The sequence below is a fragment of the Streptomyces sp. NPDC056296 genome (genome assembly GCF_042268605.1).
Taxonomy (GTDB): Bacteria; Actinomycetota; Actinomycetes; order Streptomycetales; family Streptomycetaceae; genus Streptomyces.
On sequence record NZ_JBHJRX010000068.1, the window covers coordinates 1 to 18,398 of the forward strand.

At 69.3% G+C, this 18,398-nt stretch carries 15 protein-coding genes and 6 pseudogenes; 9 read left to right on the forward strand and 12 right to left on the reverse strand.

Features of this window, described 5'->3' with window-relative positions:
• The first annotated feature begins 379 nt into the window (after positions 1-379).
• Complete coding sequence (locus ACFCZF_RS35070; protein WP_376675113.1) at positions 380-805, forward strand: class F sortase; 426 nt, start codon at positions 380-382, stop codon at positions 803-805.
• A 458-nt stretch (positions 806-1,263) separates the two neighbouring features.
• Here ACFCZF_RS35070 and ACFCZF_RS35075 read toward each other — a convergent pair whose 3' ends face one another.
• Complete coding sequence (locus ACFCZF_RS35075) at positions 1,264-1,392, reverse strand: hypothetical protein (RefSeq protein ID WP_376675084.1); 129 nt, start codon at positions 1,390-1,392, stop codon at positions 1,264-1,266.
• Between the two features lie 125 nt (positions 1,393-1,517).
• Between ACFCZF_RS35075 and ACFCZF_RS35080 the strand changes: the two are divergent.
• Positions 1,518-2,360 (forward strand): annotated as a pseudogene (locus tag ACFCZF_RS35080) (hypothetical protein); the annotation flags it as partial.
• Between the two features lie 268 nt (positions 2,361-2,628).
• On the opposite strand, the pseudogene ACFCZF_RS35085 reads toward ACFCZF_RS35080, so the two are convergent.
• A pseudogene (locus ACFCZF_RS35085) lies at positions 2,629-3,037 on the reverse strand (dihydrofolate reductase family protein); the annotation flags it as partial.
• A gap of 251 nt (positions 3,038-3,288) precedes the next feature.
• Between ACFCZF_RS35085 and ACFCZF_RS35090 the strand changes: the two are divergent.
• The 3 genes and pseudogenes from ACFCZF_RS35090 to ACFCZF_RS35100 all read left to right on the forward strand — a co-directional run bounded on the left by ACFCZF_RS35090 (position 3,289) and on the right by ACFCZF_RS35100 (position 6,073).
• Positions 3,289-5,409: a PQQ-dependent sugar dehydrogenase gene (locus tag ACFCZF_RS35090; protein ID WP_376675085.1), complete on the forward strand. Its 2,121-nt coding sequence runs from the start codon at positions 3,289-3,291 to the stop codon at positions 5,407-5,409.
• A 234-nt stretch (positions 5,410-5,643) separates the two neighbouring features.
• A pseudogene (locus ACFCZF_RS35095) lies at positions 5,644-5,799 on the forward strand (CBS domain-containing protein); the annotation flags it as partial.
• Between the two features lie 49 nt (positions 5,800-5,848).
• On the forward strand, positions 5,849-6,073 hold the full coding sequence (locus ACFCZF_RS35100) for an SCO5918 family protein (RefSeq protein ID WP_376675086.1): 225 nt from the start codon (positions 5,849-5,851) through the stop codon (positions 6,071-6,073).
• A gap of 125 nt (positions 6,074-6,198) precedes the next feature.
• Here ACFCZF_RS35100 and ACFCZF_RS35105 read toward each other — a convergent pair whose 3' ends face one another.
• On the reverse strand, positions 6,199-6,558 hold the full coding sequence (locus ACFCZF_RS35105; protein WP_376675087.1) for a hypothetical protein: 360 nt from the start codon (positions 6,556-6,558) through the stop codon (positions 6,199-6,201).
• A gap of 215 nt (positions 6,559-6,773) precedes the next feature.
• Positions 6,774-7,112, reverse strand: a complete 339-nt coding sequence (locus tag ACFCZF_RS35110; protein WP_376675088.1) for a DUF2267 domain-containing protein — start codon at positions 7,110-7,112, stop codon at positions 6,774-6,776.
• A 103-nt stretch (positions 7,113-7,215) separates the two neighbouring features.
• Here ACFCZF_RS35110 and ACFCZF_RS35115 point away from each other — a divergent pair, with 103 nt between their 5' ends.
• Positions 7,216-7,827 (forward strand): GNAT family N-acetyltransferase, encoded by a 612-nt coding sequence (locus tag ACFCZF_RS35115; RefSeq protein WP_376675089.1) that lies wholly within the window; start codon positions 7,216-7,218, stop codon positions 7,825-7,827.
• Positions 7,828-7,886: 59 nt separating this feature from the next.
• Here ACFCZF_RS35115 and ACFCZF_RS35120 read toward each other — a convergent pair whose 3' ends face one another.
• Positions 7,887-8,384 (reverse strand): hypothetical protein, encoded by a 498-nt coding sequence (locus ACFCZF_RS35120; protein ID WP_376675090.1) that lies wholly within the window; start codon positions 8,382-8,384, stop codon positions 7,887-7,889.
• A gap of 46 nt (positions 8,385-8,430) precedes the next feature.
• Here ACFCZF_RS35120 and ACFCZF_RS35125 point away from each other — a divergent pair, with 46 nt between their 5' ends.
• Positions 8,431-8,967: a dihydrofolate reductase family protein gene (locus tag ACFCZF_RS35125; protein WP_376675091.1), complete on the forward strand. Its 537-nt coding sequence runs from the start codon at positions 8,431-8,433 to the stop codon at positions 8,965-8,967.
• 234 nt (positions 8,968-9,201) lie between these two features.
• On the opposite strand, the pseudogene ACFCZF_RS35130 reads toward ACFCZF_RS35125, so the two are convergent.
• Positions 9,202-9,311, reverse strand: a pseudogene (locus ACFCZF_RS35130) (XRE family transcriptional regulator); the annotation flags it as partial.
• Between the two features lie 69 nt (positions 9,312-9,380).
• Here ACFCZF_RS35130 and ACFCZF_RS35135 point away from each other — a divergent pair.
• Positions 9,381-9,824, forward strand: a pseudogene (locus ACFCZF_RS35135) (NAD(P)-binding domain-containing protein); the annotation flags it as partial.
• 177 nt (positions 9,825-10,001) lie between these two features.
• Here ACFCZF_RS35135 and ACFCZF_RS35140 read toward each other — a convergent pair.
• Positions 10,002-10,151 carry a hypothetical protein gene (locus ACFCZF_RS35140; protein WP_376675116.1) on the reverse strand — a complete coding sequence of 50 codons (150 nt, stop codon included), beginning with the start codon at positions 10,149-10,151 and terminating at the stop codon, positions 10,002-10,004.
• Between the two features lie 288 nt (positions 10,152-10,439).
• Between ACFCZF_RS35140 and ACFCZF_RS35145 the strand changes: the two genes are divergently transcribed.
• A complete protein-coding gene (locus ACFCZF_RS35145; protein ID WP_376675117.1) occupies positions 10,440-10,718 on the forward strand; it encodes a hypothetical protein in 279 nt (92 codons plus the stop codon).
• Here the strand turns inward: ACFCZF_RS35145 and ACFCZF_RS35150 are convergent.
• The 5 genes and pseudogenes from ACFCZF_RS35150 to ACFCZF_RS35170 form a co-directional block, all read right to left on the reverse strand.
• Positions 10,712-12,793, reverse strand: a complete 2,082-nt coding sequence (locus ACFCZF_RS35150; RefSeq protein WP_376675092.1) for a fructose-specific PTS transporter subunit EIIC — start codon at positions 12,791-12,793, stop codon at positions 10,712-10,714. The genes ACFCZF_RS35145 and ACFCZF_RS35150 overlap by 7 nt on opposite strands.
• A 189-nt stretch (positions 12,794-12,982) precedes the next feature.
• Positions 12,983-13,537 (reverse strand): annotated as a pseudogene (locus ACFCZF_RS35155) (NAD(P)-dependent oxidoreductase); the annotation flags it as partial.
• Between the two features lie 181 nt (positions 13,538-13,718).
• Complete coding sequence (locus ACFCZF_RS35160) at positions 13,719-14,468, reverse strand: DODA-type extradiol aromatic ring-opening family dioxygenase (protein ID WP_376675114.1); 750 nt, start codon at positions 14,466-14,468, stop codon at positions 13,719-13,721.
• Between the two features lie 692 nt (positions 14,469-15,160).
• Entirely contained in the window at positions 15,161-16,879 is a 1,719-nt protein-coding gene (locus ACFCZF_RS35165) for an amidohydrolase (protein ID WP_376675093.1), read from the reverse strand.
• 87 nt (positions 16,880-16,966) lie between these two features.
• Positions 16,967-18,385 (reverse strand): purine-cytosine permease family protein, encoded by a 1,419-nt coding sequence (locus tag ACFCZF_RS35170; RefSeq protein WP_376675094.1) that lies wholly within the window; start codon positions 18,383-18,385, stop codon positions 16,967-16,969.
• Between the last annotated feature and the right edge of the window lie 13 nt (positions 18,386-18,398).

Sequence of the window (18,398 nt, forward strand, 5' to 3'; positions counted from 1 at the left end):
AGCGGCATGGAATCGATGCCCAGCGGAGTGCACGCGGGCGGCAGCGGCGCCGCCGCCAACCAGAACTCCCCCGACCAGTGGCTGGCCTGGGCCGCCGCAGCCGGGGCCATCACGCTGACCGGCGTCCTGGTGGCCCGCCGAGTCGCCGGCCGGCGTGGCTGACACGGCGCGACGACTGACCGGACTGGCGATGGCGGCTGCCGCTCTGGCAGCCGTCCTCGGCATTGCGGGGCAGCCGTCCGAACCCGCCTCGGCGCCGCCCGACTTCGGAGCCCCGCCGTCGGAACGACGGGCGGCCACAGCGCCGTTGACCGGCACATCGGAGTCACGGTCCCACCCGTCTCCGGATACGCCACCCGAACATGTGCAAGTCCGCGATGTGGGCCTGGACGCCCGCGTGCGGCCGGTCGGCGTGACCGAACGGGGGGACATGACCATTCCCGACGACCCCGCCGTAGCCGGCTGGTACCGCTACGGCCCGGTCCCAGGGAGCCCCCAGGGATCGGCCGTCCTCGTCGGACACGTGGACAGCGAGACGGGTGCTCTCGGCGAGTTCGCCGCGCTCTACGAGATACGGCGCGGCGACCGCGTCGAGGTACGGCGAGCGGAGGCAGCGCCCGTGGCCTACCACGTCGTCTCCCGCGCCACCGTGCCCAAGGACGAGCTGCCACCCTCCGTGTTCCGGCGCACCGGCGACCCGGTCCTCACGCTGATCACTTGTGCGCCCCCGTTCGACCCCGAGGCGGGAGGGTACCGCGCGAACCTCGTCGTCACGGCCGAGCCGGTCCGAGAGTTCCGAGAGTGACAACACTCCGCCCCCCTGGGCCCGGCTTGTACACGCAGAGACAACGAAGCCCGAGACACAGGAGGGCGCAGTGGGCCACGTGGAGCCGTCGCACCTGGTGGAGCTGGCACTCGGCCACTCGAACAGCGACGAGGACGTCAGCGCCCTCTGGCACGTCGCGTCGTGCCCGCGCTGCCGCGAGGAACTGAAACTGATGACCCGCGTGGTGGCTGCCGCGCGCGGCACCGAGGCGTCGGACCTGCCGGCGGCTCCGCCCGAGCGCGTGTGGCAGCGCATCGCCCAGGAGCTGTCTACTGATGCCGACAGGATCCCCCACCCGAGAGGGCGGGCTGCCCGCCGGTCCGGTGCCCAGAGGTTCCGCGGCGTCCGGCGCATGCGGGCAGCCGGCACCGGAACGCGTGACGGCTTCCTCGTACTCGTTCTGGTCGCCGGCGTCCTGCTCGTCCGGTGGGCGCGGGTCAGGGCTGGTCGCGGGCCTGATCGGCGGCCTGGTCGACGGCCTGGTCGACGGCGGTCTCCGTGGTGGCGCCGCGCGTGCTGAGCCTGCCACCGCTGGACTCGGTCTGCTGATTGTCCTGCATGCTCATCCCGGGCACGGTGCAGGAAAGGTCCGAACGCTCTGACCGCACGCAGGTGCTCCTCACAGTCTGATGTTGGGGCCTTCAGACAAGCAGCCCCTCGTTCGTCCAGTTCGACGGCACCCTTTAGAAGCGAGGCCGCACGGGTACGCACGCGCATCGGCGAACCGGGCGTAACCGTGCTGGGCGAGACCGACCCGCTGGTCGTACTGCGGCACCGGGAACCCGGCGCGCTGGCCGCCCACCGGTTCGCGGACCTCCTCGCGGCTCCGCCCGGCTGTCCCCCGGTCACCCCTCACGCGGTCCTGTCGCTGCCGGACGACGGACACGGGGACGCACAGGCACCCGGCTCGGAGCACGTGTTCGCGGCCACGAGTGAGGGAGTGCACCGGGCCCGGAGGACAGGCGACGCGCTCACCGCCGAGGCGGTCATTCCGTGGGCATCGCCCACCCGGGGCTGGTACCTCCGGCTCGACACCCGGCGGCAGGCGCTGTGGACGACGCTGCGCGGCGGTGACCCGGACCCGCTGCGCTGGCCGGAGTGGACCAACCAGGCTTGGCAGCATGATCTGGGGACGGGCCGCACGCGGCTCACGGACCTCGGTCCCGGACTCGTCTTCCGGCTGGCCCTCGCCCGGCGCCACACCGCCTTCACCCGCGTCCACCCGGACGGCGACGAGCTGATCCTTCTCGGCGCTGACGACGTCGTCCGCCGCTGTCCCCTGCCTGCCATGGACGGCGCTCCGCGTCGCGGCGGCACCCCTTGGGAGGGTGTCCAACGCCGTGCGGTGGCCGCCTCACCGGGCTCCGACTGGATCGCCGTCACCCGGGGCGGCCATGGCGAGGTGCACATCGTCGACGCGGAGACCGGCGAGGAGGCGGCCCGTCCGCGGCTGAGCACACCGCTGCATCACGGCGGCCACATGACACTGCGTGTCCGGAACGACGGTGCCGACGGTGATCCTGTGGGGCGGTGACGTCGACTGGACGATCAGAGAACATGACGCGGCGGGGCACTTCGACAAGGCAACAGTGCTGAGGGGTCTTCGAAAAGGCGGTGTGAGTCTCCGGCCCCGCCACGCTTCGACGCCGAGATCTACGCGGAGCGCAACGTCGTCGAGTGCGTGTTGCGGCTACGCACCGACCTACAGGACAAGCCCTGACACGCCGGCCCCCCGCTCCTCGCCTGCGGCTCGGTCTCGCCTCCCCGGCTCGACCGCCGACAGCGTCACGGGCCGGTGCGGCTCAGCGGGTCCGGTAGCGTGCGTAGATCAGTCCGCTGTCGAAGGCACGCTCCTCGACCAGCTCGAGATCAAGGCGCACGCCGTCGGGGAAGAACCGCTTGCCGCCGCCGACCACGCTCGTGGTGACGAACAGGTGGTACTCGTCCACGAGGCCGGCCGCGATCGCCTGGGCCGCGAGGTTCGGGCCGTCGACGGTGAGGTCGTGATCAGCCTCGGCCTTGAGCTTGCGCACCGCGTCCGGGTCGAAGGCCGGCTCGATCCTGGTTTTCGCGCTGGACACCGACTCAAGCGTCGTGGAGTACACGATCTTCTCCGCGGCCTGCCAGTCGCGGGATGAAGGTGTGCACCTCCCGGTCCTCGGCCCCGGCGCCGAGGTCGCCCTCCGCCGCCTCGGCGCAGCCGTCGAGCGAGTGCCCGTCACTGACGGAAGTTCACGCGCATGGTCCGCTCCTGACTGCGTTTCGCTCGCAAGACCGCCGGTGCCCCGGCCCCGGGCGGGCCATGCGGCTTGCCCGTAAGCAGCAGCGTCCGTACACCGAAAACTTTCACCAAAGAAGTTCAAACTTTGTCCTTGACGAGTCGAAAGTGAACACCTTAGCGTCCAATTGACTTGCTTCGCACGGACTTTCACCTGGTTCAGCCCAGACCGAAGGAGTTCTCAGTGCGCATCAGACGGTTCGTCACCCTCGTGGGGGCGGCAACGCTGGCAGGGGCCTTCGGGCTCCTGCCTCTGTCCCCCGCGCAAGCCGCGAAGTCAGACCCCGCACCGCCGGCTCCGGCGGCCTTCCAGAAGGTCACCCTCAACGACCGTCCGGGCGAGCCCATGGCCCTCGCCGTCCTGCCCGACTCGCGGGTGCTGCACACGGCACGCACGGGAGAGGTTCGGATCCACGACCCGAAGAGCGGCGTGAACTTCCTCGCCGCCGACATGAAACAGAGCCCCGCCGGGCTCTACCAGCACGACGAGGAGGGCGTGCAGGGCATCGCCGTCGACCCCGACTTCCGCAAGAACCACTGGGTCTACCTCTACTACTCGCCCCGCCTCGACACCCCCATGGACGACCCGGCCACCCCGGGCGTCAACGAAGGCGACGCGCCGGAGCAGGGCACGGCCGCGGACTTCGCCGAGTACGAGGGCTTCACCCGGCTGTCGCGGTTCAAGCTGGAGGGCAACAAGCTCGCCTTCGACAGCGAGCAGAAGATCCTCGACGTGCCGGCCGACCGCGGCATATGCTGCCACGTCGGCGGCAAGATCGACTTCGACGGCAAGGGCAACCTGTTCCTGTCGACCGGTGACGACTCCAACCCGTTCGCCTCGGACGGCTACGCCCCGCTCGACGACCGCGCCGACCGCAACCCGGCATTCGATTCCCGGCGCACCTCGGGCAACACCAACGACCTGCGCGGCAAGGTCCTGCGCATCAAGGTAAAGCGGGACGGCAGCTATGTGGTGCCCCGCGGCAACCTCTTCAGGCCGGGCACCCCGAAAACCCGCCCCGAGATCTACGCCATGGGGCTGCGCAACCCCTTCCGCTTCGGGGTGGACGACAAGACCGGTGACGTCTACGTCGGCGACTACTCGCCCGACGCCAACGAGGCGAACCCCGACCGCGGCCCCGCCGGCCACGGCCGCTGGATGGTCATCGACCGACCCGCCAACTACGGCTGGCCGTTCTGCGTCACCCGGGACATGCCGTACCAGGACTACGACTTCGCCACCAAGAAGTCGAACGGCGCCTTCAACTGCGCCAAGCCGGTCAACGACTCGCGCCACAACACCGGCCTGAGCAAACTGCCGCCGGTCACGGACGCGGAGATCGTCTACGGCTACGGGGCATCCGAGGAGTTCCCGGAGCTCGGCACGGGCGGCATCGGCCCGATGGGCGGCCCCGTGTACGACTACGACAAGCGCAACAAGGCCCAGAACCGCTGGCCCGAGTACTTCGACGGCAAGCCGCTCTTCTACGAGTGGACCCGCGACCAGATGAAGGCCATCACCCTCGGCAAGAGGAACAAGGTCGAGAAGATCGAGGACGCGATCCCCTCGATCAAGACCGACGGCCCGATCGACGCAGAGTTCGGCCCGGACGGCGCGCTGTACGTCCTGGAGTACGGCACCGGGTACTTCGCCGAGCTGCCCGAGGCCCAGCTGTCCCGCATCGACTACACGCGAGGCAACCGCACCCCGGAGCCCAAGGCCGCCGCGGACGTGGTCAACGGCACCAGCCCGCTGACGGTCCAGTTCTCCAGCGCCGGAACGAAGGACGCCGACGGTGACGCCCTCAGCTACGCCTGGGACTTCGACGCCGACGGCAAGGTGGACTCCACGGAGGCGAACCCGAAGCACACATTCACCGAGAACGCTCTCTTCGACGCCACGCTGAAGGTCACCGACAGCACCGGCCGCTCGGCCTCCGCCTCGGTTCCGGTCGTCGTCGGCAACAAGGCGCCGGTCGTCTCGCTCACGACCGACCCGGCCGCGCACGGCGGCACGGAGTTCCACTGGGGTGACACGGTCACCTGGGAGGTCACCGTCACCGACGACCAGCAGGTGGACTGTTCGAAGGTCAGTGTCTCGTTCATCCTCGGCCACGACTCGCACGGACATCCGCTGTCCACGAGCACCGGTTGCTCCGGATCGTTCAAGACGTTCGTGGACGGCGGTCACGCCGGTGCGGACAACTTGAGGGCGGTCTTCAACGCCAGTTACACGGACACTCCCCCCGACGGCCTGCCGGCCCTCTCGGGCAGCGCCGAGGTCGCACTGGTGCCGGCCGACTGACCAGCGGCACACACAGAGTCGGGCGCCACCCACGGGGGTGGCGCCCGTCGCCGCTTGCGGCACGGCTGCACGCGCTGGGGCATGTTCTTCCGGACCCGGGTGCCATGAGTTGCTCGCGCCTCCGGGCATGCAGTCGGAGGCGGCCGTCGGTCAGAGCCAACGGCGCCATTTGAAGACGCCCCACAGCCCGACGCCGAAGCCGGCCATGAGCATGAGGGCGAACGGGTAACCCCACGTCTGCGGGACATCACCGCGGGCGACGGACCCCTCGTCTCCCCGCTGACCACAGTGGCCGAGGCCGAGCACGCAATGCGTCACCACCGGTCCGGGGCCCTGCCCGTGGTCGACGAACACGGCAACGCCCTGGGCGTTCTCGCCCACCCCCGCTGACCAGCCTCACCATGGTCGGTCCCTGCCCCTCTTCGCACCGTGAGGCATCATGCGCTGTGTCATCGCCCGCTTCCCGTTCGAGCTCGCCAAGCAGGTCGGTCAGGTCATCACCCGCCAGGACCGCCGTGACTTCAGCGGCGGCGAGGTTCTCCGCGTCATGGCCCGGCTCGGCTTCACCTGCCGCACCGCCCCCGAGGCTGCGACCGTGACCGCGAGGATCGTCGTCCCGCTCCAGCGGGCTTCCGCGATGCTCGGCGCCCCCTTGTCCATCTGACCCGGCGGTACAGTCACGAACCAACAGCGGTCAGGGTCCTCACCGGCGTACGCGGATGGGGGCCCTGACCGCGTGCCACGGCGTTCCCGGCCGGCGGCGGCCCCAGGGCGGGAGGCAGGTGGTGCTCAGTGATCGGAATAGCTGAAGTCGCCCACAGTCCAGGCGCTTACGTCCTCGATCGCCACACGGTACATCCCGCCTGTTTCCGGGATCCCCATGGCGCCCTGCAGAATCCTCGCAACATGGAAGTGCAGATGCGTGGGCGGCCCGTCTCTCTCCACAGGGGTATCGAAGACGGCAGAGAACTCGCCCAGGTCGGCGGAGCCCGCCAGTACCTCCGACACCCTCTGCCTCCACACGGCTTCGGGAGCAAGGCGACCGGTGAGGACAGCGCCACCGGTTACCACGGTCAGGGACATCCGACTGCTTTGCCCGGACTCCACGAGGGCGACGATGTCAACGATCAGCCCGTCAGACTTCGACATAAGACGGAACTCTATACATCCAGCGGCCCGGACAGTAACGCTACTCGGTCAGGGCGGGCACTCACGGCCCTGCCACCCAAGGCCAGGCATCACCGTTCCCAATCGTCTTTCCCCTCTGGCGTCGCTCACGCCGCAGGTTCTGATCGGTGCCTCCTGGAGGCGGCCCGGAAGGCAGACCCCCGCACGGCGATGCCCACTGTTTGTTCCGCCGGAGGTCAGGCTGCCTGAGTGAGGTCTGTGCGGCCGAAGAGGATCGCGTAGCCGGAGGGGAGCTGGGCGAGGATACGGTCGAGCAAGTCGGAACCGGCGATGCGCGTGACGACCCGCAGGACGGATCCGACGTCCCAGCGGGTGGGCGCCAGGGTGCCGCCGGTACGGGGTGCGAGGTCCCTGACGAAGGCCCAGCCGGTCATCGAGTCGGTGGCGGGTACCTGGGCGGCGAAGATCCGCGCGGCTTCGCGGGGCAGGCGGGCTGCCAGCTCTGCACGTTCCTCGCCGGTGACGCGACGGCCGAGGGCGGCCAGGACGGACGAGACGACCCCCGGGAGCGTCATGGCATGGTGGGCGTTCCGGTCTGAGAGCCCCCAGAACATCTGGTGGGCCCGACAACTGCACCGTTATGCTGCCTCGTCCTACAGGTCAGGGAGGTTCCGCACCATGAGCAGCAGTACGTTGCCGTTTCCCGATCGGATCGAGCTCACAGGGGAGGGGCTCGTCCTGCGTGACTGGACGGAAGCAGACCTGGCCGTGATGCCGGACCTGTTCGACCATCCCGACATCGCGTACTGGACGCCGATCGTCTCGCCCTTCGACGAGGCGGCCGCTCGCGCACGGCTGGACCGGGAGCGGAAGATACGGGCGGAGGGCACGACCATCCTGCTCGCCATCACCACCGACGGTCGCGCGCCCCTTGGCGAGGTGATGCTGCGGCGCGCTCCCGAAGGCACAGAGATCGGCTACGCGGTCGGCCCGGCGTACCGCGGCCAGGGGCTGGCCGCGCGGGCGGTGCGGGTGATGGCCGCATATGCCTTCGAGCAACTGGGTGTGGAAGAAGTGATCCTGGAGCTGGAGGCCGAGAACACCGCCAGCGTCGCCGTGGCCACCAAGGCGGGCTTCAGCCTGCTCGACGTGCCACTGATCGAAGGGGACGAGAAGGGACGCCCCTATGTCCTGCAGACGTGGGGCCTGCGGGCACCGGCGTCAGGCACGGAGCCGACCAACGTCGACTCTCCGTCCCCCTTCGTGCGCCACCTGCGGAAGAATGTGTAGACCCGGTCCCACGCGGGGAAGTCCGCCGGAAGCGTGCCCTTATGTGGTGGCCAGCCAGGCTAACGGTGCGGCCGATTGCAGAGGAAGCAGCCGTCCCAGAGCGGGAGCGCGCTGAGGACGCGATGGCGCACGCACGAGGCCATCGCGGCCTCGTTCAGGCCGGGGAAACCGCGTGCGGCACTGCTCTCGGCGGGTGGGATGCAGGACTCCGCCATGGTCGCGAAGCGGTGCAGGTAGTTGTGCACGCGGGACGGGTGGTAGCCCAGCTCGCTCCAGCGATGTCCGCTCGCCGCGAGTGCTGTGGCACGCAGCACGAAGTCCTTTGCGCGGGCGCGTTCCCGCTCCGTCGTACCCCAGTCGAACTCCGCCAGGTCGAACCCGACGGCACCGCGCCCCATGACGTTCTGATCCTGCAGGGTCAGCAGTGCCGCGAAGCGGAAGTCCCAGTCCTCGGAGGCGAGATCGGACACGGCCAGCATCAGCACGTCGATGAACACCGCGGTGGCGCCATTGGACAGGTCCAGGTCGTGGCTACCGCCGGAGAAGATGTTGCTCACCGACCTATGATGCGATCCCGGCCCTCCACCTGCTTGGAGAAGACGCATGACGGATGCCAGCACCGGCAAAGTGGTCGTGAACAGAGTGATGTCCCTCGATGGGTTCATCGCCGGTCCCGGCCACACGATGGACTGGATCTTCGAGCACATCACGTCGGCGACGTTCCCGGAGGTCATGGCCGCCACGGGCGCCATGCTCATCGGCCGGGGCACGTACGAGGTCGGCAAGCGCATGTCCGGCGAGAACACCGACTACGACGGCGGGACGCGGTTCGTTCTCACCCACCGCCCGCCCGACGAGCCGGACCCCAACGTCACCTTCCTCACCTGCGACATCGAGGAAGCCGTGGCCACGGCGCGCCGCGCCGCCGGCGACAAGAACCTGGAGATCCTCGGCGCCGACGCGGCCGCCCAGTGCCTGCAGCGCGGCCTCGTCGACGAGATCCTGGTGTACGTGCTGCCGGTACTGCTCGGCGACGGCGTCCGCCTCACGCCGCCGGGCCTCGACCGGATCGACCTGGAACCGTTCAGCAATGTCCAGTCAGGCGGGGTCACTATGCTGCGCTTCCACGTGCGCAAGTAGGCACGGTCGCGACTACCAGTCTGCGCGAGTTGGACCGGGACCAGGACGCGAGACTGCGACAACAGGGGCCCCCTGCACCGAGTCGGGTTTTACCGTCGTGCTGCACCGGAGACCCCGATTGCACCGCGCGGGTGGCGGTCTCTTCTCGCGCGATGTCGCCGCGCATCGCGAGTACGCCGGGACTCGTCCGGGAGAGTCGTGGTGTCAGGGCGTAGGTCGACGGCGACGACGCGGGCGCCCCGGGTGGGCGCGCATGCGGGCTGGGTTGTCCGGTGGGGGTTCGGTCATCCGCTGGCGGACGACGCTCATGCCCGGTCGCCCTTCATGGGCCAGCGCATGATGCCAGAACAGGCGTGCGCATGTGACGACCACCATGTTCAGTTGACTCTCACATCGATGTGAGACAGCAGTCTATGGCGCATGACGAACCAGCGATCAGCAAGCCCGCAGCACGTACCCGTTACCGTCATCGGCCTCGGCCTCGGCCTCGGCCGTATGGGCCTCGCCCTCGCCGAGACGCTTCTGGAACACGGCCACCCACGACCGTCTGGAACCGCACCCCGGAGAAAGCCGACAGCCTCGTCACCAAGAGCGTCCACCGCGCGGGGACCGTCGCCGAGGCGGTGTCCGCGAGACCTGTCACGATCACGTGCCTGAAGGACTACGAGACCATGTACGCGGTCCTCGACTCCGCTGGTGACGCCTTGAAGGGCCGCGCATTGGTAAACGTCAACTCCGGTACCCCGAATGAGGCACACGCAGCGGTCAGCTGGGCAACCGAGCGAGGCGCCGCCTATATGGACGGCGCGATCATGGTGCCGCCGCCGCTCGTCGGGCACCCCGACTCCGTCTTCCTTTACAGCGGTTCACAGAACGTCTTCGACGAGCACCGGGCGACGTTGGCGAGCATGGGCGGCCCCGGTACCTCGGCTCCGACCCAGCCTGGCGGTGCTGTACTCGAGCACATCACCCGCACCTGTGTGGAGCAGGGCATTCACTCCGACCAGCCGCGGCTGATGAAGGCGCGTCCCGGTTCAGTCCCATTCCCACTCGAGCCCGTACACCCCGGGCGGGCACTTGGCGGGGAGTACATGGGCGGCGTGGGAGGCGTCCAGTTCCACCCGGTGACGGTCACGCGGTTCGTCGCCGAGCCGTTCCCGGTACACCGGCGTGCTCGTCTCCACCCTGCTCGTCCGTTTCGCCCCCCACCGTCACCGTCTACGTACTGCTGGCGCCGTTGTTTCTCGCTCAGGCGATCGCGGCCGCCTTCACCACGGAGACGGCCCACCGCCACGCGGGAACGCTGCGGTCGCTGCGCCCGCGGGTCAGCGTCCCGCCCCCGGCCTGCCGCACCCTGCTGGCCGCGGGCGCCGCTGTCACCGCCGTCTGGGCGCTGGGCGGCTTCCACTCCTCCCTCGGCCCGGACCTCGTGCACCTGGTCGCCCCCGACGCCCCGCAAGCCAGCCCGCAGCATGGTCTCTTTCACCCTCAGCGCCACCGCCGCGCTCGCCGTATGGGCGCTGCGGCACAGGCCGCCCCGCGCCACGGCGATCGGTGGTTGCCTGTCCGTCCTGCCCGCCGCGGCACTGCCCCTGAGCGGTCTGCACGGCGCCGGGCTGCCCGCCGTCTACGGCGGCGCGGTGCTGGCCGGCATCGCCTTCGGCGCCGTTTCCCGGCGGGCCCGGCGGTGCCGGGCCCGCCCTCTCGTACAGGGCTACGTCCAGCGCATGACGCTGTCGAAGCGCTACTGAACCTCGGCCAGTACGCGCAGAATCGCGGCCTCGTCCTCAGCGGTCTGCAGCCGTGCTCTGAAGTCGGGGTCCATCAACTTCCGCGACAGCAGCGCGAGAATCCGAAGATGTTCGTCACCGGCGGCAGCCTCCGGCACAGAGATCATGAAGACGAGCTTTGCTTCCGTCCCGTCGAGCGAGCCCCACTCGATCCCCTCCGCGGACCGTGCGAAACCGACGACCGGTGCGGTGACGGCGTCCGTCTTGGCATGCGGAATGGCGATCTCCTCGCCGAGCCCGGTCGTGCCCTGCTCCTCGCGCCGCAGCGCGGTCTGCACGAGCTCTTCGACGTCGGCGACCTTGCCGGTGGCGGCGAGCAGGCTCGCCATCTCACGGATGGCGGCCTCCTTGTCGTGCGCGCCCAGCTGCCGCTTCACCGTCTGCTCGGTGAGGTACCCGGAGAGTACTTCGGGTTCGGCCGTTTCGGCGGTCGGCGCGGGGGCGGACGCGGTGACCTGAGTGGCGGATGCGGAGCCCTGTGCCGCCGCACTCGCTTCGACGGTGGCGGCGCCTGGCTCGGGTGCCGTGGCGGGGTGCGGCACGGAGGCCGGTCCAGCCTGCTTCTCCTGCTTGGCGGACTGACGGCTCGCCTTCAGCTCCAGGAGCGCGTTCGTGGCCAGGGCCGTGACGAGTACACCCGCGACGATCGCCACGAAGAACATGGCCACACCGTCGATCGCGGTGAACACGGCGACGATCGGCCCGCCGTGCGGTACCGAGTCCTCGACCCCTGCGAGGCCCGCGATGGCGCCGGCGACCGCTCCACCCAGCATGTTGGCCGGGATGACCTGCGCCGGTCGCGCCGCCGCGAAGGGGATGGCGCCCTCCGAGATTCCGAAGAAGCCCATGAACAGCGCCGCGATACCGGTGTCTCGTTCCTGCTGCGTGTAGAGCTTTCGTCGCAGCAACGTCGCCAGACCCTGTCCCAGGGGCATCACCGGGATCGCCGCCGCGGCCATGCCCATGACCGCGTTGTTGGTGCCGATCAGACCGGTGCCCACCAGGAACGCCGTCTTGTTGACCGGGCCGCCCATGTCGAAAGCGATCATCAGGCCGATGACGGCGCCGAGCACGATCGCGCTCGACCCGGTCATCCCGTTCAGCCAGCTGGTGAGGTGCGTGAACACCCAGGAGATCGGTGTGCCGATCACGTAGATGAAGAACAAGCCGACGATCAAGGTGGACAGGATGGGAACCACGATGATCGGCATGATCGGCTGTACGAACTTCGGCACACTGATCTTGCGTATCCACAGCACGACATAGCCCGCTAGGAAACCGGTGGCGATCGCGCCCAGGAAGCCGGCGTTGGCGTCAGCGCCGTAGATGCCGACGCCGTCGTAGGCGAGGAAGCCGCCGATCATGCCCGGGACGAGCGCGGGCCGGTCGCCCAGGGCGAAGGCGATGTAACCGGAGAAGATCGGCAGCATCAGCTTGAAGCCCAGGCCGCCCAGGGCGTTGATGTCGTACCAGAAGGAATCCTCCGGGATCTCGATACCGTCCGGCGTGGTATGCCCGCCGATCGCCAGCGCCACCGCGATGAGCAGCCCGCCGACCACGACGAACGGGATCATGAAGCTCACGCCGTTCATCAGCGCCTTGTATGCCGCGCTGCGCTCCTTGCCGCTGCCGGACGAGGCTGCGGAGGGAGTGGCGCCACCGTCGCCGCCGCCATGCACGGGCGCGCTTCGCACCTGCTCGATGAGCTGCTCGGGGTGACTGATGCCCTCGGACACCCCGACCGACAGGACCCGCTTGCCTTCGAACCGGCTGCGGTCGACGTCCTTGTCCGCAGCGATGATGACGCCGTCGGCACCTCTGACATCGTTGTCAGTGAGGACGTTCTCGGCCCCGATGGAGCCTTGCGTCTCCACCTTCATCTCGATGCCGAGGGCGTCCGCCGCCTGCTGCAGCTTCTCCGCCGCCATGTAGGTATGCGCGATGCCGGTGGGGCAGGCGGTCACTGCGAGCAGCTTCAATTTATTCTGCTGCGCGGCCGCCCCGCCGCCGGAGTGGGCGTCTGCCGGACTCGTCACGTGGTTCTCCTTTGCGCCTTCTCGCTTCAAGGCCGCACAGCGTGCGGGGCGGCCCTGCGTGCGTCCCTGCGATGCAACATGTTTGCACAGGAGCGAAAGTGCAAAGGTTTACGGTCGTCGCGGACCACGGTGCTGCTCGCCGCGCGATTGTCCCGCTGCCCCGGGCTGCCGGTGGTCGGAACAGCGCTCTCACGCCGTCCGGGCCAGGTCCTGGGGCCCCACACTGTGGGCGAAGGGCATGCCCCGGGCGTACCGGGAGATCTCGGCGGCGGCGTAGTCGGCCATGCGGCCGAGCTCGCTGCCCAGGGATCCCGCGGTGTGCGGGGTCAGGAGCACGTTGGGCAGCTGGTACAGCGGTGACTCGGCCGGCAGCACCTCGGGGTCGGTGACGTCGAGAACCGCGTGGATGCGGCCGGACATCAGGTGGGTGATGAGTGCTGCCGTGTCGACCAGGGAGCCGCGTGCGGTGTTGATCAGTGTGGCGCCGTCGGGCAGCAGGCGCAGCCGCCTGGCGTCGAACATGTGGTGTGTCTCGGGTAGTTGCGGAGCGTGGATGGAGACGACATGACTGCGCCGGGTCAGTTCGTCGAGGCCGACGGACCGCGATCCGAGAAGGGTGGCACCGGCCTCGTCCAGATACGGATCGTGGACCAGGACGGTGAAGTCGAACGGACGCAGCAGTTCGATCACGCGGCGACCGGTACGAGAGACGCCGACGATGCCGACCACGCGCCGGTAGTTGCCGTGGCAGACGAGCACCTGTCCGGCGCCGGGGACCGGACGCTCGACGTCCTCGTAGCACAGGACCTTGCTACTGCCGAACTCGTGAAAATGTATGGCCTTCAGGGCATTTCCTCCAGGATGTGTGATGCCGTCGCCGAGGGATGAGGCGATCAGGCGGGGGGGGAGCAGCACGTCGCCGTGCTCAGGTCAGATGCACCGACCGGATCGAGTTGCCCATCACCATGCGATCGATGGCGCTCACGGCGCTGCCAGGGTCATCGGCGGCGCCCACGGCCACCAGCAGCGGGACGTAGTGGTCGGCCGTCGGATGGGCGACGGCGACGCCCGGCGCCTTGTTGCGGTAGTCGACGAGGGCGTCGACGTCGCCCCCGGCAAGGGCGTCGACCACCCATGCGTCGAAGGCCGCAGTGGTGGCAGCGAGCTCCGGTCGGCGAAAGACGGCGAAACTGTGCGTCATGAACCCCGAGCCGAGAACGAGGACGCCCTCGTCGCGCAGGGGGCGCAGACGCGCACCGAAGGCCAGCAGAGAGCTGGGATCGAGACTGGGCATCGACAGCTGCACGACCGGAATGTCGGCTGCGGGATACATGGCCATCAGCGGGATGAAGGCACCGTGGTCGAGACCGCGGTCGCCGAACTCATGCACCGGCGTGCTTCCCAGCAGGCTCTTGAGCCGCCCGGCCAGGGCGGTTGCATCTGGACTCGCGTAGGGGAGGGTCTTGTAGCGCGGGTGGAAGCCGCTGAAGTCGTAGAAGAGCGGGGTGCCGGCCGCGGATGCCGAAATCGCCATCGGCGCCTGTTCCCAGTGGGCCGAGACGACCACGATGGCTCGGGGTTTGGGCATCGACCAGCCCCAGGCGAAGAGGTCGCTGAGCCACTGTTCGTCGTCGAGGGTGAAGGGGGCCCCGTGGCTGACGAAAAGACTCGGCACAGGGCCGTCCGACGGGGTCCACCGCTGCTGCCCGCGCGCCTGTGGCAGAACGCGGGCGAGGAGACGGTCGTAGGCCGCGGCCGGTCTGCTCTCCCAAGAAGGAGAACCCTTGCCGATCGAGGCGGTCGGACCGCTTGAGGCTGTCATCGAAATCAACTCCTTCACTTGCGCAGGAAAACGGGTAACTTTCCTGGGCAAGTGAACCTGGGACGGAACGTGCAGCGTGCAGGACGCCGCAAGGGCGCTCGGATCCTCAAGAGCACAGCGTCCCTGCTCCGTGTGCCGAGGCCTCGCCGGACTCCCGGCGGGGCCTCGTCTTCACACGGAACGCTGGGACGTCCCGCCAGGCGACACCGGTTCACAGCACGAACAGCACGCCTGCGAGTGCTGTTCGGTCAGGAACACGCAACCGATGGCGGCGGCAGCAGCGGGGCCGCCCGCTCCAACAGGGCGTAAGGAACAAGATCAGCACGCATCCCGGACACCCTGCCGACCAAGATCGTCGAGCACAAGTCAGCAGCTCAACTCATTCTCTGCGCAGGGCGGCGTTCTCCGACTCCAGCGGCGTGGGCGGCTCGGCGGGTGTCTCCGCGCGGCGTTCCCCGGGGCTGGCTCGGTCCGGCCGAGTCCGACCCCGACGAGGAGCGGGCTGAAGCCGACTTGGAGCGCGAGGAGTAGGCACGAAGCACCGATCACGGGCGCGGACGTGTCGGGCTCGTCCGGTCGCCCGGCACGGGGGCACCGGGCGGGTGTCCCTCACCCCCATGCTCGACGCGGCCGCCGACCACCACGGTTTCCGCCACGGTGTCCGGGATGTCCTCCGGCGCCGAGCGCAGGATGTCCCGGGACAGGACCACGAAATCGGCCGCCTTCCCGACCGTCAGTGACCCCCGGTCGTGTTCCAGGAAGTTGGCATACGCGGAGCCCATCGTGTAGCCGTGAACCGCGGTCTCCACGCTGATCGTCTCCTCGGGCATCCAGGGTTCTCCCCCGCCCAGAGGACGCCGGGTGACGGCGGTGTAGATGCCGACCATCGGGTCCATTTCAGCCACGTTCCAGTCGCTGGAGAGGGCGAGTACGGCGCCTGCGGTGTGCAGGCTGCGCAGCGGCCACGCCTTGTGCCAGCGTTCGGCACCGACGTTCTCGGCCCAGTCCTTTCCCGGACCCGCGACCTCGGGGGCGGCGTGGCGGGGCTGCATGCACGCGACCACACCGAATTCGGCGAAGCGCGACGTGTCCTCGGGGTCGAGGCACTCGACGTGGACCACCTGGTGCCGCGCGTCCCGCGGCCCGTTGACCGTACGGGCGTGCTCCACGGCGTCGAGGACGGTCCTGATGCCGCGGTCGCCGGTCGCGTGCACGAAGCACTGAAAGCCGCGTGCGTCCAGCTTGGCCAGCAGTGCCGCGAACTCCTGGGGTGGGTAGAAGGTATCGCCGCGGTGGTGGCGGCAGCCCGCGTAGGGTTCGAGAAGGGCCGCCGTACGCGGTTCGACGACGTCGTCGATGTAGAGCTTGAGAGGGCCGACGCGCAGCCGGTCGTCGGCGTGCGTGCGTGCGGCGGCGGCGGCAAAGTCGTCGAGGTCGGCGTCCGTGGTGCCGCGCGGATGGAACAGTGCGGCGACGATCCGGGACCTGAGCCGGCCCTCGGCGCGAGCGCGGTCGAACAGCGCGAGGTCGTCGAGAGAGTTCTGCGGTTCGACGACGGTGGTGATGCCGAAGGCGATGGCGTCGTCCAGGGAGGCGGTGAGCCGTCCGTACTGCCGGTCGGCCGAGGCCCAGGGCAGGCCTAGTTCCCGCAGGGCGCGGTGCCCGTCCCGGGAGAGGCCCTTGACGGCGAAGTCTTTGATGAAGCCGGTCGGTTCGCCCGTGGCCGGGTCGGTGACCGCCACGCCGAAGGGCAGGTGGGTGTGGTCCCGGTCGATGCCGAGCCGGTGCAGGGCGGCAGTGTTCACCCACGCGGTGTGGACGTCGTAGCTCAGGACGAAGGCGGGCACGTCGCCCGTGACCGGATCGAGGTCGGCGGTGGTGGGCATACGACCGTCGGGGATCGCCGAGTAGTCGAAGGCTTCCGCCTCGATCCACGGCGCGTCGGGGTGGGCCGTGTGCCAGGCGCGGATGCGGGCGTGAACCTCGTCGAGCGTGGCGGCGCCTGCGAGCTGTACGCAGGCGTCGTCGGAGCCGAGACGGACATGGTTGTGCGCGTCGATGAACCCGGGAAGGACCAGCTTCCCTGCGGCGTTGATCACCCGCGTGTGCGGTCCGGTCCAGGCCGCGGCGTCGTCGTCGGAGCCGAGCCAGGCGATCCGGCCGCCGGACACCGCCATGGCCTGTACCTCGGGGAGTACGGGATCGACGGTGTGGATTCGGGCGTTGCGCACGACAAGGTCAGCTGGGTGTGCGGCCAGGGTCATGTGAGGGAACTCCAATGGTGGTGCGGTGGTTCGGTTCGTGAGGACTTCCGCGCGGAGCGGAGCCGAGCGGGCGCCGCGGCCGCGGCTTCACCCGGGGGACGTGTGCGGGACGACCGTGCGCCGGGCGAGGACCCAGTACACGCCGCCGGAGACGAGGGAGCCGAGGAGGGTCAGGTCGGCCCCGCCCAGCGGGGCCACCAACGGCCCGGTCCACAGTTCCGAGTCGCAGGTGAGCGCGGCGAAGACCATGCCCGCGAGGAGCGCTGCCATACCGGCGGGGTGGTGCCCGGAGCGGTACCAGTAGCCGCCGTCCCGTCCCGCGTGCAGAGCCGGTGCGTCGTAACGGCAGCGGCGCATCAGCATGTCCGCGAGGAACACGCCGCCCCAGGGGGCGAACACGATGATCAGCAGGGAGAGGAAGGACAGCAGCGAGCTGGTGAAGTCGGTGAGGAAGAGCGCGTACAGCGATCCCGCGGCGGTGACGCCCGCGCTGATGAGGATGGCCTGGGAGCGGCTCCATGGGACGCCGAGGACTTGGAGGTTCAGACTCGACGAGTAGAGCGTGATGATCGAGTTGGTCACGGAGCCACCGAGGACGAGGGCGAGGAAGAGCGGCTGGAACCAGCCCGGCAGCAGATTCTCCGTGCCCGCCACGGCGTCGGTCATGTCCGTCTGGGTGGCCGCGGCCACCCCGGCCACGCCCAGGGCGACGGACGAGAGGAAGCCTCCCAGGGCCCCGTACCAGGTCAGCGACCGCAGCGAGGTCCTACTCGGCAGATAGCGGGTGTAGTCGGCCGGCATGGGAACGTAGCTGAACGGCCCGGCGAGCATCACGACGAAGGCCAGACTCCATCCGGAGGCACCGGGCGCGGCGGCCGTGGTGGCACCGGTCTCGGTGCCGGGCAGCAGAAAGACGAGGAACACGGCGAAGCCCGCGGCGAGGACGTACGCGATCCAGCGCTCGGCGAACTGGACCGTGGCGTGCCCCCAGAGTGCGACGGCGAACGTCAGCGCCAGCGTAATCAGGAGCGCCAGAGCCCGTCCGGCGTCATTCGACGCCCATCCGAGGTCCGCGAAGAAGGCTTCCAGAGCGAGCACGCCGACGACCGTGTTCACGATGGTGTAGCCGATGCTGACCACCCAGTTGAGCATCCCGGCCGGCCAGTTGCCGCGTACGCCGAACGCCGCACGAGAGACGACCAGGGTGGCCGTTCCGGTGCGGACACCGCTCAGGCCCGCCGCGCTGATCGCGAAGAACAACAGGCCACCGGCGACGACGACAGCGGTCGCCTGCCAGAAGGACAGGCCGAAGGCCACCGCCAGCGCGCCGTTGATGACGTACGTGAACGTGAGGTTGGAACCGAACCAGAGCCAGAACAGATCCCTCGCGCTGCCGTGGCGTTCCTCCACGGGGATGGGGTCGATGCCGTGCTTCTCCACCTGGAAGACCTGGTCGGTGGAGGCGTTTCCGTCTGCTGGGACCGCACTCGCGTCCTGCTGAGCCATACGGCCCACCTCT